Raw genomic sequence first — 14,390 nt, forward strand, 5'->3', positions numbered from 1 at the left:
TACGGAGTACACCATGGAAAATGCAGCCCTCCTCGCCGAAGTGATGAAGTTCACCGTCATCGCCGTCAGCCTCCTGATCGGTCTCGGCGCCCTCGGCACCGGCATCGGCTTCGCCATCCTCGGTGGCAAGTTCCTCGAGGGTTCGGCCCGCCAGCCGGAACTGACCCCGATGCTGCAGACCAAGATGTTCATCGTCGCCGGCCTGCTCGACGCCGTGCCGATGATCGGCGTCGCGATCGCGCTGCTGCTGGTCTTCGCCAACCCGTTCTTCGGCATGCTCGGCGCCTGATCAGACACGCGGTTTGGTAATCGCCGGCGGCCCGTGCCGCCGGTGCCAGGAGAACGTCATGCTTCCCAATATCACGCTGGTAATCCAGGGCCTGGCATTCTTTGCCGTCGCCTGGATGGTGATGAAATTCGGTTGGCCACACATCATGGCCGCCATCGAAGAGCGTCAGCAGAAGATCGCTGAAGGCCTGGCCGCGGCCGATCGCAGCCAGATCGACCTCGCCAACGCGCAGGAAAAGGCCAACGAGGCCCTCAAGGAAGCGCGGCTCAAGGCCAACGAGATCATCGAACAGGCGCACCAGCGCGCCAATGCGATCGTCGACCAGGCCAAGACCGATGCCGCTGTCGAGGCGACCCGCCAGAAGGCGCTGGCCGATGCCGAGATCCTGGCGTCGAGCAACCGTGCGCGCGAGGAACTGCGCAAGCAGGTCTCCACGCTCGCCGTGAGCGGTGCCGAGGCCCTGCTCAAGCGCGAGATCGATGCCAACGCCCACAAGGCATTGCTCGAAGAGCTCGCGGCCCAGCTTTGAACGCACGCGCCCACAACCGGATGACCCTGCGATGAGCCAGAACCTGACCCTCGCCCGGCCCTATGCGCGCGCCGCCTTCGCGCTGGCGCGCGAGGCGAATGCGACCCCGGCGTGGTCGCAGGCGCTGACCTTCGCCAGCCACGTGGCCGCGGACCCGCAGGCGCATGCCTTGCTGGGCCACCCGCAGTTGTTGGAGGCGGACGCGGTCGGCCTGCTGGCGATCGACGGTGCCGACGAGGCGTTCACCCGCTTCCTCGGCCTGCTCGCCGACAACCGGCGCCTGCCGCTGTTGCCGGAGATCACCGGGCTGTTCGAGCAGCTGCGCGCCGAGGCCGACAAGGTGGTCAAGGCCACGGTCACCTCCGCCAGTGAACTGCCGGCGTCCGAGCTCGAGTCGATCCGCGTGGCGTTGAAGCAGCGCTTCGGCCGCGAGGTCGAGATCGATACGGCGGTCGATGCATCGCTGATCGGCGGCGCGGTGATCGACGCCGACGACGTGGTCATCGACGGCTCGCTGAGAAGCAAGCTGGCGCGCCTGCAGGCGGCGCTGGCGAACTGACCGGCCATCCAAACAACATTCCAGGCATTCCGCACATACCGGCGCCCGCGCCGGGCACAAGGGAAACTCCCATGCAAACCCAGCTCAACCCGTCCGAAATCAGCGAACTGATCAAGACCCGCATCGAGAAGGTCAAGCTGACCGCCGAGGCGCGCAACGAAGGCTCCGTGACGTCCGTGTCCGACGGCATCGTGCGCATCCACGGCCTGGCCGACGTGATGCAGGGCGAGATGATCGAGCTGCCGAACAACACGTTCGCGCTGGCCCTGAACCTGGAGCGCGACTCGGTCGGCGCCGTGGTGCTGGGCGAGTACGAGCACCTGGTCGAGGGCGACGTCGCCAAGACCACCGGCCGCATCCTCGAAGTGCCGGTCGGCGAACACCTGCTCGGCCGCGTGGTCAACGCGCTGGGCGAGCCGATCGACGGCAAGGGGCCGATCGACACCAGCGTCACCGCACCGGTCGAGCGCGTGGCGCCCGGCGTGATCTGGCGCAAGTCGGTCGACCAGCCGGTGCAGACCGGCTACAAGTCGGTCGACGCGATGATCCCGATCGGCCGCGGCCAGCGCGAGCTGGTCATCGGTGACCGCCAGACCGGCAAGACCGCGATGGCGATCGATGCGGTGATCAACCAGAAGGGCACCGGCATCAAGTGCGTGTACGTGGCGATCGGCCAGAAGGCCTCGACCGTCGCCAACATCGTGCGCAAGCTGGAAGAGAACGGTGCCCTGGCGCACACCATCGTCGTTGCCGCGACCGCTTCCGAGTCGCCCGCGATGCAGTACATCAGCGCCTACTCGGGCTGCACCATGGGCGAGTTCTTCATGGATCGCGGCCAGGACGCGCTGATCGTGTACGACGACCTGTCCAAGCAGGCCGTGGCGTACCGCCAGATCTCGCTGCTGCTGAAGCGCCCGCCGGGCCGCGAAGCCTATCCGGGCGACGTGTTCTACCTGCACAGCCGCCTGCTCGAGCGCGCCGCGCGCGTGTCCGAGGACTACGTCGAGAAGTTCACCGACGGCGCGGTCAAGGGCAAGACCGGTTCGCTGACGGCGCTGCCGATCATCGAGACCCAGGCCGGCGACGTCTCCGCGTTCGTGCCGACCAACGTGATCTCGATCACCGACGGCCAGATCTTCCTCGAGACCGACCTGTTCAACGCCGGCATCCGCCCGGCCGTGAACGCCGGCATCTCGGTGTCGCGCGTCGGTGGTTCGGCCCAGACCAAGATCATCAAGAAGCTGTCGGGCGGCATCCGCATCGCGCTCGCCCAGTACCGTGAGCTGGCCGCGTTCGCGCAGTTCGCCTCGGACCTGGACGAAGCCACCCGCAAGCAGCTCGAGCGCGGCCAGCGCGTCACCGAGCTGATGAAGCAGAAGCAGTACGCGCCGATGTCGATCGCGATGCAGGCGCTGTCGATCTACGCCGTCAACGAGGGCTACATCGACGACGTCGCGGTCAACAAGATCATGGCGTTCGAGGAAGGCCTGCACGCCCACTTCACCAACAGCTACGGCGAGCTGGTCCAGAAGATCAACGACAGCGGCAACTGGAACGACGAGATCGAGGCCCAGTTCAAGCAGGGCATCGAAGAATTCGTCAAGACCGGCACCTGGTAAGGAAAGTCAGATGGCAGGCGGACGTGAAATCAAAACCAAGATCAAGAGCGTGCAGAACACCCGCAAGGTGACGCGCGCGCTCGAGATGGTCTCGGCCTCGAAGATCCGCAAGGCGCAGGATCGGATGAAGACCTCGCGCCCGTACGCCCGCGCGATGAAGCAGGTGATCGGTCACCTGGCCCAGGCCAACTCCGAGTACCAGCATCCGTACCTGGTCGAGCGGGCCGATCCGAAGCGGGTCGGTTACCTGATCATCTCGTCCGACCGCGGCCTGGCCGGCGGCCTCAACAACAACCTGTTCCGAAAGCTGCTGGGCGAGATCCGCAACTGGAACGAGCAGGGCGTCGAGGTCGACGTGGTCACCATCGGCCAGAAGGCCTCGGTGTTCTTCCGCCGGATCAAGGTCAACATGCTGGCGTCGGTCACCCACCTGGGCGACCAGCCGCACCTCGAGCAGTTGGTCGGAGTGATCAAGGTCATGCTCGACGGGTATGGCGACGGCAGCATCGACCGCGTGTTCCTGGCCTACAATGGCTTCGTCAACACGATGACCCAGCGGGCCTCGTTCGACCAGTTACTGCCGCTGCCGGCGCAGGAAGCGCTGCCGTCCCGGCACGACTGGGACTACCTGTACGAGCCCGACGCCGAAGCGGTGCTGGAGCACGTGCTGACACGCTACGTCGAGTCGCTGGTGTACCAGGCCGTACTGGAGAACGTCGCCTCCGAGCATGCCGCGCGCATGGTCGCGATGAAGGCCGCCTCCGACAACGCCAACAAGCTGATCGACACCCTGCAGCTGGTCTACAACAAGGCCCGGCAGGCGGCGATCACCCAGGAAATCTCGGAAATCGTCGGCGGCGCCGCGGCGGTCTGACCACCCATCCCCTGCGGGTCGCGACGTGCGTCCTGCAAAGCAGCAATTGAGAGCTACGAGGAAACATCATGAGCCAGGGCAAGATCGTTCAGATCATCGGTGCCGTCGTCGACGTCGAGTTCCCGCGTGAAAGCGTGCCGCGCGTGTACAACGCGCTGAAGGTCGAGAACACCGAGATCACGCTGGAAGTCCAGCAGCAGCTGGGCGACGGCGTCGTGCGCACGATCGCGCTCGGTTCCACCGACGGCCTCAAGCGGAACCTGATTGCCACCAACACCGGCAAGGGCATCTCGGTGCCGGTCGGCAAGGGCACCCTGGGCCGGATCATGGACGTGCTTGGTCGCCCGATCGACGAGGCCGGCAATGTCGACGCCTCCGCTGAGTGGGAAATCCACCGCGACGCGCCGAGCTACGAAGAGCAGGCCGCGGCCAACGAGCTGCTGGAAACCGGCATCAAGGTCATCGACCTGATGTGCCCGTTCGCCAAGGGTGGCAAGGTCGGCCTGTTCGGCGGCGCCGGCGTCGGCAAGACCGTCAACATGATGGAGCTGATCAACAACATCGCCAAGGCGCACGAAGGCCTGTCGGTGTTCGCCGGCGTCGGTGAGCGTACCCGCGAGGGCAACGACTTCTACCACGAGATGAAGGACTCCAACGTCCTCGACAAGGTGGCGATGGTCTACGGCCAGATGAACGAGCCGCCGGGCAACCGCCTGCGCGTCGCCCTGACCGGCCTGACCATGGCCGAGTACTTCCGCGACGAGAAGGACGAGTCCGGCAAGGGCCGCGACGTGCTGTTCTTCGTCGACAACATCTACCGCTACACCCTGGCCGGCACCGAGGTTTCGGCGCTGCTGGGCCGCATGCCGTCGGCGGTGGGCTACCAGCCGACCCTGGCCGAGGAAATGGGCGTGCTGCAGGAGCGCATCACCTCGACCAAGACCGGCTCGATCACCTCGATCCAGGCGGTCTACGTGCCCGCGGATGACTACACCGACCCGTCGCCGGCGACCACCTTCGCCCACCTCGACTCCACCGTCGCGCTGTCGCGCAGCATCGCCTCGCTGGGCATCTACCCGGCGGTCGACCCGCTCGACTCCACCTCGCGCATGATGGACCCGAACGTGATCGGCAACGAGCACTACGACACCGCGCGCCGCGTGCAGATGACCCTGCAGAAGTACAAGGAACTGAAGGACATCATCGCGATCCTCGGCATGGACGAGCTGTCGGAAGAAGACAAGCAAGCCGTGTCGCGCGCGCGCAAGATCGAGCGTTTCTTCAGCCAGCCGTTCCACGTCGCCGAAGTGTTCACCGGCTCGCCGGGCAAGTACGTGTCGCTGAAGGACACCATCCGCGGCTTCAAGGGGATCGTCGATGGCGAGTACGACCACCTGCCGGAGCAGGCGTTCTACATGGTCGGCAGCATCGAGGAAGCGGTCGAGAAAGCCAAGAAGATGGGCGTCGGCTAAGTCGCCGCCTGCAAGGGATCAGTCATGACAAGCACGTTCCGCTGCGACATCGTCAGCGCCGAGGAAGAGATCTACCACGGCGACGCCGTGCTGCTGGTCGCGACCGGCGAGCTCGGTGAGCTCGGCATCTCGCCCCGGCATGCGCCGCTGATCACCCGCCTGAAGCCGGGCAAGGTGGTGGTGACCCTGCCCGATGGCGAGCAGCTCGACTTCGCCGTGTCCGGCGGCATCCTCGAGGTGCAGCCGCAGGTGGTGACGGTGCTGGCCGACAGCGCGATCCGCGCCCAGGACATCGACGAGGCCGCGGTACGCGCCGCCAAGGAGGAGGCCGAGCGCATCCTCGCCAACCGCGGCGAGCAGATGGAGGTCGCCGAGGCCCAGGCCCAACTGGCCGAGGTCATGGCGCAGTTGCAGGCGCTTGAGCGCATGCGCAAGAACATGAAGCACTGACGACCGGACAAGTACCGTCCGATCACGCGAACGCCGGCCCAGTGCCGGCGTTCTAGTTTTTGATGCCGGGAGTGTCCGGGCTTGGTAGGAGCGGCTTTGGCCGCGATCCAAACCGTCTGCGCGCGCCGACTCCCCATCGCGGCTGAAGCCGCTCCTACATGGGCGCCAGTTCGCGCGGTGCCGTCAGCGGCGATACACCCAATGCCGAGACAACAGGAACCCGAGTCCGCCCAGCACGATCTCGACCCCGGGCTTGGCCAGCCACGCCCATTTCAGGCCGATCGCATCGTCGATCGCGCCGATCGACCAGGTGCTGATCGCGGTGGTCAGCAGCCACATCAGCACGAAGCGCAGGAATTGCCGTCGGCCCACCGTGGTGTCGTCGCCGGCGAAGGTGATGCGGCCGTTCAACCAGAAGCCCAGCATCGCGCCGCTGACCCGGCCGGCGACGTTGGCCGGCTCGACCGGCATGCCCCAATGACTGAGTGCGACCATCACCGCCCAGTCCAGCAGCCATTGGATGCCGCCGATCAGCAGGTAGTGGCGACCCTGGCGCGACAGGCTCATGCGGTGCGGTTCGCGCGCTGGGGGTTGGGGTTCGATCGTGGATTCGGCACCGGCGCATCCTAGCAGGCGGACGCCGGCTAGAATTGGCGCAAACAGTTTCAGTAACGGAGTCCGCATGACCGCACCACTGCACGTCGTCATCCTCGCCGCGGGCGAAGGCAAGCGCATGAAATCGGCGCTACCGAAGGTGCTGCAGAAGATCGCCGGCCGACCGATGCTGGGTCATGCAATCGCCACCGCGCGTGAGTTGCGGCCGGCAGGCATCCACGTGGTCTACGGCCACGGCGGCGAGCGCGTACGCGACGCATTCGCCGACCAGCCCGACCTGCACTGGGCGGAGCAGGTCGAGCGGCTCGGCACCGGCCATGCGCTGCTGCAGGCGATGCCGGGCGTGCCGTCGGGCGCCCGGGTGCTGGTGCTGTATGGCGACGTGCCATTGATCACCGCTGGAACCCTGCGACCCCTGCTGCAGGCGCCGGGCCGGATCGCGGTGCTGGTCGCCGACCTGAAAGATCCCAGTGGCTACGGCCGGGTGCTGCGTGACGCCGAGGGCAATGTCGCGCGCATCGTCGAGCAGAAGGACGCCAGCGACGAGGAGCGCGAGATCAATACCGTCAATACCGGCATCCTGATTGCCGACGGCGAGCCGTTGCGGCGCTGGCTGGAGCACCTCGGCAACGACAACGCCCAGGCCGAGTACTACCTGACCGATGTTTTTGCCGCCGCCTCCGCCGAGTTCAGCGCGGCCGAGATGGTCCACGTGCACGATCCGGTCGAGGTCGAGGGTGCCAACGACCCGTGGCAGCTCGCGCAGCTGGAGCGGGCATATCAACTGCGTGCCGCACGGGCGCTTTGCGTAGCCGGTGCGCGCCTGGCCGACCCGGCACGGATCGATGTGCGCGGCGAGGTGACGGTCGGGCACGATGTCGAGATCGATGTCGACGTGGTGCTGGAGGGTACGGTCGAGCTCGCCGACGGCGTACGCATCGGCCCGTTCTGCCGCCTGCGCAACGTCCGGCTGGGCCCCGGCACCGAGGTTCGCGCGCATTGCGACCTCGATGGCGCGGTGGTCGAGGGTGCCGGCACGATCGGCCCGTTCGCGCGGCTGCGACCGGGCACGGTGCTGGCCGACGGCGCCCACGTCGGCAACTTCGTCGAGACCAAGAACACCCGGATGGGCGTGTCCAGCAAGGCCAACCACCTGACGTACCTCGGTGACGCGGTGATTGGCAGCGGCGTCAACATCGGCGCCGGCACGATCACCTGCAACTACGACGGCGTGAACAAGTCGCGCACGACGATCGAGGATGGCGCCTTCATCGGCTCCAACAGTTCGCTGGTGGCGCCGGTAACGGTGGGCGAGGGCGCGACGGTCGCGGCGGGGTCGGTGGTCACCCGCGAAGCCCCGGCCGGCAAGCTGACGGTGGCGCGCTCGCGCCAGTCGGTGATCGAAGGCTGGCAGCGACCGAAGAAGAAATGATGCAGAAGGCCGCGATGGCAGCGTCGTTTGCCACCTTCGTCGGCGGCCTTGCGGACCGGTGCCCTTGTAGGAGCGGCTTCAGCCGCGATCTGGAGCAGGACGGGCGACCGGTTTCCGATCGCGGCTGAAGCCGCTCCTACGAAAGGCCCGGATCAAATCGCCAGTCGGCAACTGCGCGTCAATCCGGCAGCACCAGCGAAACGCACAGGCCGCCGCTCTCGCGATTGAGCAGGGCGATCCGGCCGCCGTGGGCTTCGGCGATTTCCCGGGCAAGTGCGAGCCCGAGACCGGTGCCGTGGCGCTTGGTCGAATAGAACGGCAACAGCGCGTTGGCCAGCACCGCCTCGTTCATGCCACTGCCGCGGTCGAGCACGTCGATCCGCCAGGCGTCGTGGGTCCGACGCAACGACAACCGCACCTCGCCGGGTCCGGAGCCGGATTCGTGGGCGTTCTTGAGCAGGTTCAGCAGTCCCTGCTCCATCTGCGCGGCATCGAAGCGGGCAAAGTCGTGCTCGAGGACGTGCTTGTCGTCGCAGGCGAACTCGACCTGGGTCCGCAGTTGCGCGACGAAGCGCCCCCATGCAACGGATTCGCGTCGTGGCGCCGGCAGCTTGGCGAAGCGCGCGTAGTCGCGGATGAAGCCCTCGAGGTGACGGGCGCGCTCCTCGATCGTGGTCAACGCGACCGGCAGGCGCTCGTACTGGCCCCGCCGCAGCAGCTCGGCGCCGGAGTGCGCCAGCGAAGCGATCGGTGCCAGCGAATTGTTGAGCTCGTGGCTGATCACCCGGATCACCTTCTTCCAGGTCTGCACTTCCTGTCGACGCAACTCGGCGGTCAGCACCCGCAGCAGCACCAGTTCGTGGTGGCGACCGTTGAGCCGGAACTGGCGGCGGGCGAGGTGGTAGATTTCCTCGCCGCTGTTGTCGAGGTCGTTGTCGTCGCCGACGGTGAACATGCCGTCGCCGCCGCGTTCCAGCGCCTCGCGCAGGGCGTCGGGCGCGCGGGCCACCAGCGCCTCGAACGATTGTCCCTCCAGCTTGCGGCCCTCGCCCAGCAGCTTGCGCGCGGCCAGGTTGGCATGCACGACCCGTCGCGAAGGATCCACCAGCAACATCGCCACCGGCGTGTTCTGCACCATCGTGTCGAGCAGCAGTTCGCGCTGGACCAGGGCCTGGCGTTGTTCCCGCAATGTGTCGCCGAGGCGGTTGTGGGCGCCGACCAGCTCGCCCAGTTCGCCGTGGCCGATCGGGGACAGGCTGAAGCCGTAGTCGCCATCGCGATAGCTGGCAACGGTGCCAGCAAGGGTGCGGAACAACGAGTTCATCGGCGCGAATGCACGACGCACGTGGTAGGCGAGCAACGGAACATCGAGCGCGATCGCGATCGCCCACGCCATCCACGGCTGCGCCAGCCACGGCGCGATCCACAGCGCCAGCGCGGCGACGCCCGCGACGTGCAACAGCGCCAGCGCGGTGAAGACCAGGCTCAGCGGCAGTCGGCGGAACCAGCGCATCGTGGGCTCAGTCGCGCTTGATGCCGAGCCGGTCGAGCCGGCGGTACAGCGCCTGTCGTGACAGCCCCAGCTCGGCGGCGGCCTGGGCCAGCACGCCGCCGTTGCGCTCCAGCGCGGCTTCGATGTCGGACCGGTCGGGCTCATCGGAATTCGCGGATGCGACCGTTCCCGCGGGTCGGGCCGGCAAGCCGAGGTCGGCGGCGAGGATGCGGTCGCCACGTGCCAGCAACGCGGCGCGCTGCAACACGTTGCGCAACTCGCGCACGTTGCCGGGCCAGGCGTGACCGAGCAACGCGCGCTCGGCACCCGCGTCGAGCAGTTTGCCGCGCGGCAGGAAATGGCGCGCCAGCGGCAGGATGTCGTCGGGCCGCTCGGCCAGTGGAGGCAGCTTCAGCTCGATCGCGTTGAGCCGGTAGTACAGGTCTTCGCGGAAGCGGCCGTCGGCGATCAGCGCAGCCAGGTCGGCGTTGGTCGCGCTGACGATGCGGACCTTGACCGTGCGCTCGCGGTTGCCGCCGAGGCGCTCGAAGCGTCCGGTTTCCAGCACTCGCAACAACTTGACCTGGCCGGCCGGCGGCAGGGTGCCGATCTCGTCGAGGAACAGGGTGCCGCCGTCGGCCGCCTCGAACTTGCCCTCGCGCGCGCGGTTGGCGCCGGTGTAGGCGCCGGCTTCGGCGCCGAACAATTCGGCCTCGATCAGGTCACCCGGCAGCGCGCCGCAGTTGAGCGCGACGAACGGGCCATCGCGCACCGCCGAGTTGGCATGCACGATCTCGGCGAACTTCTCCTTGCCGGTGCCGTTGGGGCCGGTGATCAGCACCGGCAGGTCCGAGCGCGCGACCTGGCAGGCTAGCGACAACACGCGTTCGCTCGCGGCGTCGGCGTATACCAGGCCACGCAGGTCGTACTCGCGTTCCAGCGCATCGCGGCGCCGGCGCTCACCCTGGCGGTGGCGCTGCAGCTCGCGCCGCGCCTCGGACAGTTCCAGCAGGTTGTTGACCGTCGCCAGCAGCTTGCGGTCGTCCCACGGCTTGGCCAGGTAATCGGCGGCGCCGGCCTTGACCAGGTCGACCGCCGATTCCAGGTGCGTCCAGGCGGTCAGCAGGATTACCGGCAGGTCCGGATGGCGCGCGCGGATTTCGCCGAACAGCGCCAGGCCTTCCTCGCCCGACGTGGTGTCGGCGCGGAAGTTCATGTCCTGTACCACCAGGTCGACAGTCGTGCGCTCGAGCACGGCCAAGCCTTCCTCCGGACTGCCTGCCGCGCAGGTGTCGATGTCGTGCAGCGAAAACAGCACCTCCAGCGCCATGGCGACGGAGGGGTTGTCATCGATGATCAGGACGGTCGGCATCGGGCAAGCGTACTGGAGGCCGCGGTCAGACGCTGCGGGTCGCCACCGCCGGCGGCACCGCGGCCGCGCGCCTGGCCGGGCCGAACACCGCGACCTGTCCCAGCAGCCACAGCGCGATCGCACCGACCGGCAGGTAGATCGCCGGCAACCGCGCCAGCTCGTAGCGGTCCATCAGCATCAGGTTGATGCCATACGCCAGCGCCATCCCGATCACGATGCCGACCGTGGCCAGCAGGAAGTTCTCGGTCTGGAAGTAGCGCAGGATCTGGCCGCGGGTCGCGCCGAGCGCGCGTCGCACGCCGATCTGCTTGGTCCGCTGCTGCACCCAGAAGCTGGCCAGGCCGACGATGCCCAGCGCGGTCACCACCAGCAGGCCGACGATCACCGAAACCAGCAACCAGGCCATCGAGCGGTCCTGCGCGAAGTAGTCGGCGCGGGTCTGCTGCATGGTCTCGTGCTCCATCAGGATCCGGTTCGGGTTGACCTTGTCGAGTGTCGCCACCGCGGCCTTGAGCACGTCCTCGCGCCGGTCCGGGTCGGTGCGCAGGATGTAGTTGCTGCCGATGGTGAACGGCACCCGGATCGGCAGGATCATCGACAGCTGGACCTCCGACCGGCCGCCCTGCTCATTGGGCCGGACCAGGTGCTCGACCACGCCGACCACCCGGTAGGGCTCCTCGCCCCAGGTGTAGAGCTGCTTGCCGACCGGCTCCTCGCCGGGGTACAGCCGTTCGGCCATCGCGCGGGTGATGATTATCGAGTGCGGCTGGACCGTCGATCCCGGTTCGCTGAACACGCTCCAGTCGACGTACTCGTCCGGGGTGAAGTCGCGCCCTGCCACCAGACGCAGGCCCAGCGTCTCCAGCAACAACTCGTCGCCCAGGTAGGTCGCCGCGTTGAGGTTGGGGATCTGCTGTTCCGCAGCCAGGTTGACCGAGCTGTTCCACGACGAATTGCCGAACGGCAGCTGGTTGGTCAGAGCCACCGACTTGACCCCGGGGATCGCGCTCAATGTCGCGACATCCTCGCGGCTGAGCGCCTCGGCGTTGTCGCCACGGCCGATGCCGGCCAGTTGCACCCGGACGATCTCGGACTCGGCCAGCCCGCTCGGCCGGTCCATGCGCTGCAGGCGGTCGTTGATCAGGAATACCGCGTTGCAGATGATCGCGCAGCTCAGCGCGACCTCCAGCACGATCAGCGCGGCGGCGGTCTTGTGGCGACGCAGGGTCGACAGGATGGGACGGATATCGGCCATGACGTGCCTCACTGGCTCTTGAGCTGGATGGCGGGGGTGATCTGGCAGGCGCGCCATGCCGGCAACATGCCGGCCAGCAGGCTCGCGACCACCGCGATGACGAACGTGAGCAGCAGCATGCCGGCGTCCAGTTGGGCGAGTTCCGCATACCCGGTCGGTTGCTGGCGCACGCCCCACAGGCCGAGCAGCGCGAACCCGAGGCCGAGCACGCCGCCGGCAAGGCCAATCGTCCCGGCCTCGACCAGGCACTGCGCGAAGATCGCGCGGCGCGATGCCCCCAGCGCGCGACGCACGCCGATCTCGGTGGAGCGGCGCAGGAACTTGGCCAGCAGCAGGCCGACGGTATTGACCAGGCAGACCAGCAGGAAGCCCATCGCCAGCCACACCTGCAGGCGTACGTCGCCGGGCACGGCGCCGTTCTCGTCGAGCCAGCCCATCACGTCGTGCAGGCGCACGCTGGTCGGGCGCTCGAACCGGCCCGCGGCGCGCTGCTGGTCGGAATAGTTCACCAGGTAGCGCCGGTACGCCTCGACCTTCTCCGGGGTGTCCAGCTCGACCCAGTACTGGATCCAGGCGCATGGCGCGTTGATCGAGTAGTTGTCGCCGTCGTTGGCGGAATCGCCGGCGGCGTCCCAGCAGTTCATGCTGCCGCTGGTGCCCAGCTCCAGCGCGCGCGAGGTCGAGAACGGCAGGAACACCTGTTCGACTTCGCCATAGCGGGTGTTGGTGAGGTCGTAGAAGCGCGGGGTCGGCCGCCATTCGTCCAGCACGCCGATCACCTGGAACGTCTGCTGGTCGAGCTGGATGGTCTTGCCGACGCTGTCGCCACCGCCGAACAGCTTCTCGTTGAGCGGCGCGGAGATCACCGCGACGCGCGCACTGGCGTCGTCCTCGGCGGCCCCCCAGCCCTTGCCGTGGGCGAACGGCAGCTCGAACATCGGGAAGAAGTCGGCCGATGTGTAGCGTGCGTCGGCATAGAACGGCGCCAGTCCCTCGGCTTGCGGTTCGACCGCCACCGCGCCGCCGGACATCATCGCCTGGCGGTCCCCCTTCGCATCGCGCAGCAACGCCTCGGCATCGAAGCGGGTCCATTGTTCCGACGGTTCCTCGCCCGCGACGTAACCGCCCATCGAGCGCGGTTCGATCTGCGGGTAGAACACGGTGTGGCTCTTGCCCGGCAGCGGATCGCCCGACAGCACGTGGAACACCGTCAGCGTGGTCATGCTGGCGCCGATGCCGAGTGCGATCGCCAGCACCATCAGCGCGGTCAGCACCTTGTTGCGCCGGAAGCTGCGCAGCGCGAGGTCGAAGTAGTAAGTGAACATGGGACGATCCTTCGGTGGTCGGTGTCTTTGTAGGAGCGGCTTCAGCCGCGATCAGGAGTCGGCGCAGGCGAACGATTTTCCGATCGCGGCTGAAGCCGCTCCTACAAAAAGTCAGGCGGATGCGTGGAGCGGTGCACGACGCAGGCCGGGTTCCGCGGTCACGTCGGTCGCCATGCCGTCGACGATGTGCACGTTGCGCTGCGCGCGCGCGGCCAGCTCGGGGTCGTGGGTAACCATCACGATGGTGGTGCCCTCGGCGTTGATCTGTTCGAGCATCTCCAGAACGCCGCGGGCCATCTGCGAGTCGAGGTTGCCGGTCGGTTCGTCGGCCAGCAGCAGGCGCGGGCTGCCGGCCAGCGCGCGGGCGATCGCGGCGCGCTGTTGCTGGCCGCCGGACAGCTCGGCCGGGTAGTGCTTCATGCGCGAACCCAGCCCGACACGCGCCAGCGACTCCTCGATGCGTTGCTTGCGGTCGGACGCCGACATCCCGCGGTAGCGCAGCGGCACGTCGACGTTGTCGAACAGGTTGAGGTCGGGGATCAGGTTGAAGCTCTGGAAGATGAAGCCGATCTTGCGGTTGCGCAGGCGCGAGCGGGCGTCGTCCGACAGACTGGACACATCCTCGCCATCGAGCTTGTAGGTGCCGCCGGTGAAGGATTCCAGCAACCCGGCGATGTTGAGGAAGGTGGTCTTGCCCGAGCCCGACGGGCCGGTGACGGCGACGAACTCGCCTTCGCGCACGTGCAGGTCGAGCGAGCGCAGCGCGTGCGTCTCGACCAGTTCGGTGCGGTAGACCTTGGTGACGGCTTGCATGTGCAGCATGTTGGGCTCCGGCGGTGTGGCTCGATCGGGAAAAGTGGGTGGGGCGTGGCTGGCTCGTCCGCGTACTTGCTAGCGGATGCGGAAGCCGGTTGGCGATGGCGGCGCGGGCAGGTAGCTGCCCGGCTGCGCGCGCGTCGCGGCGGGCGGATTGGCGCTGTCGCCGGCGACGATGCCGGCCAGCGAGGCGTCGAATGCGAACAGCTCGGACAGGCGCAGCGGCACGGCGTCGGCCAGGTCCTGCGAGGTCCAGTTGAGCTGGTCGGGGAAGGGCGAGCGGGTGTTCAT

16 protein-coding genes are annotated in these 14,390 nt (G+C 67.5%); 9 read left to right on the forward strand and 7 right to left on the reverse strand.

Features of this window, described 5'->3' with window-relative positions; all coding sequences use genetic code 11:
- Positions 1-13 precede the first annotated feature (13 nt).
- From atpE to ACT9F5_RS11015, 7 genes are all read left to right on the forward strand, one after another.
- Positions 14-289, forward strand: a complete 276-nt coding sequence (atpE, locus tag ACT9F5_RS10985) for a F0F1 ATP synthase subunit C (protein WP_445119987.1) — start codon at positions 14-16, stop codon at positions 287-289.
- 58 nt (positions 290-347) lie between these two features.
- Positions 348-818, forward strand: a complete 471-nt coding sequence (locus ACT9F5_RS10990) for a F0F1 ATP synthase subunit B (RefSeq protein ID WP_445119988.1) — start codon at positions 348-350, stop codon at positions 816-818.
- 31 nt (positions 819-849) lie between these two features.
- On the forward strand, positions 850-1,377 hold the full coding sequence (locus ACT9F5_RS10995) for a F0F1 ATP synthase subunit delta (RefSeq protein ID WP_445119989.1): 528 nt from the start codon (positions 850-852) through the stop codon (positions 1,375-1,377).
- 71 nt (positions 1,378-1,448) lie between these two features.
- Positions 1,449-2,996 carry a F0F1 ATP synthase subunit alpha gene (atpA, locus tag ACT9F5_RS11000; RefSeq protein WP_445119990.1) on the forward strand — a complete coding sequence of 516 codons (1,548 nt, stop codon included), beginning with the start codon at positions 1,449-1,451 and terminating at the stop codon, positions 2,994-2,996.
- A gap of 10 nt (positions 2,997-3,006) precedes the next feature.
- Positions 3,007-3,870, forward strand: coding sequence for a F0F1 ATP synthase subunit gamma (atpG, locus tag ACT9F5_RS11005; protein ID WP_445119991.1), 864 nt, complete (start codon positions 3,007-3,009; stop codon positions 3,868-3,870).
- A 68-nt stretch (positions 3,871-3,938) separates the two neighbouring features.
- A complete protein-coding gene (gene atpD / locus ACT9F5_RS11010) occupies positions 3,939-5,342 on the forward strand; it encodes a F0F1 ATP synthase subunit beta (protein ID WP_445119992.1) in 1,404 nt (467 codons plus the stop codon).
- A gap of 24 nt (positions 5,343-5,366) precedes the next feature.
- Positions 5,367-5,792 (forward strand): F0F1 ATP synthase subunit epsilon, encoded by a 426-nt coding sequence (locus ACT9F5_RS11015; RefSeq protein ID WP_445119993.1) that lies wholly within the window; start codon positions 5,367-5,369, stop codon positions 5,790-5,792.
- Positions 5,793-5,975: 183 nt separating this feature from the next.
- Here the strand turns inward: ACT9F5_RS11015 and ACT9F5_RS11020 are convergent, their stop codons facing one another.
- Positions 5,976-6,359, reverse strand: a complete 384-nt coding sequence (locus ACT9F5_RS11020; RefSeq protein ID WP_445119994.1) for a GtrA family protein — start codon at positions 6,357-6,359, stop codon at positions 5,976-5,978.
- Between the two features lie 115 nt (positions 6,360-6,474).
- Between ACT9F5_RS11020 and glmU the strand changes: the two genes are divergently transcribed.
- Both glmU and ACT9F5_RS11030 read left to right on the forward strand, forming a co-directional pair.
- Positions 6,475-7,839 carry a bifunctional UDP-N-acetylglucosamine diphosphorylase/glucosamine-1-phosphate N-acetyltransferase GlmU gene (gene glmU / locus ACT9F5_RS11025; protein ID WP_445119995.1) on the forward strand — a complete coding sequence of 455 codons (1,365 nt, stop codon included), beginning with the start codon at positions 6,475-6,477 and terminating at the stop codon, positions 7,837-7,839.
- Complete coding sequence (locus ACT9F5_RS11030) at positions 7,836-7,967, forward strand: hypothetical protein (RefSeq protein ID WP_445119996.1); 132 nt, start codon at positions 7,836-7,838, stop codon at positions 7,965-7,967. Before glmU ends, ACT9F5_RS11030 begins: the two co-directional genes overlap by 4 nt.
- A gap of 50 nt (positions 7,968-8,017) precedes the next feature.
- On the opposite strand, the gene ACT9F5_RS11035 is transcribed toward ACT9F5_RS11030, so the two are convergent.
- The 6 genes from ACT9F5_RS11035 to ACT9F5_RS11060 all read right to left on the reverse strand — a co-directional run bounded on the left by ACT9F5_RS11035 (position 8,018) and on the right by ACT9F5_RS11060 (position 14,390).
- Positions 8,018-9,352 carry an ATP-binding protein gene (locus ACT9F5_RS11035; protein ID WP_445119997.1) on the reverse strand — a complete coding sequence of 445 codons (1,335 nt, stop codon included), beginning with the start codon at positions 9,350-9,352 and terminating at the stop codon, positions 8,018-8,020.
- A gap of 7 nt (positions 9,353-9,359) precedes the next feature.
- Positions 9,360-10,703, reverse strand: coding sequence for a sigma 54-interacting transcriptional regulator (locus tag ACT9F5_RS11040; protein ID WP_445119998.1), 1,344 nt, complete (start codon positions 10,701-10,703; stop codon positions 9,360-9,362).
- Between the two features lie 25 nt (positions 10,704-10,728).
- The gene (locus ACT9F5_RS11045; RefSeq protein WP_445119999.1) at positions 10,729-11,958 is read right to left on the reverse strand and encodes an FtsX-like permease family protein; all 1,230 of its coding nucleotides are present in this window, start codon (positions 11,956-11,958) and stop codon (positions 10,729-10,731) included.
- Between the two features lie 8 nt (positions 11,959-11,966).
- Positions 11,967-13,283: an ABC transporter permease gene (locus ACT9F5_RS11050; protein WP_445120000.1), complete on the reverse strand. Its 1,317-nt coding sequence runs from the start codon at positions 13,281-13,283 to the stop codon at positions 11,967-11,969.
- Between the two features lie 111 nt (positions 13,284-13,394).
- Positions 13,395-14,105 (reverse strand): ATP-binding cassette domain-containing protein, encoded by a 711-nt coding sequence (locus tag ACT9F5_RS11055; RefSeq protein WP_445120001.1) that lies wholly within the window; start codon positions 14,103-14,105, stop codon positions 13,395-13,397.
- A 69-nt stretch (positions 14,106-14,174) separates the two neighbouring features.
- Entirely contained in the window at positions 14,175-14,390 is a 216-nt protein-coding gene (locus ACT9F5_RS11060; RefSeq protein ID WP_445120002.1) for a hypothetical protein, read from the reverse strand.

Source organism: Lysobacter sp. F6437 (assembly GCF_052547215.1).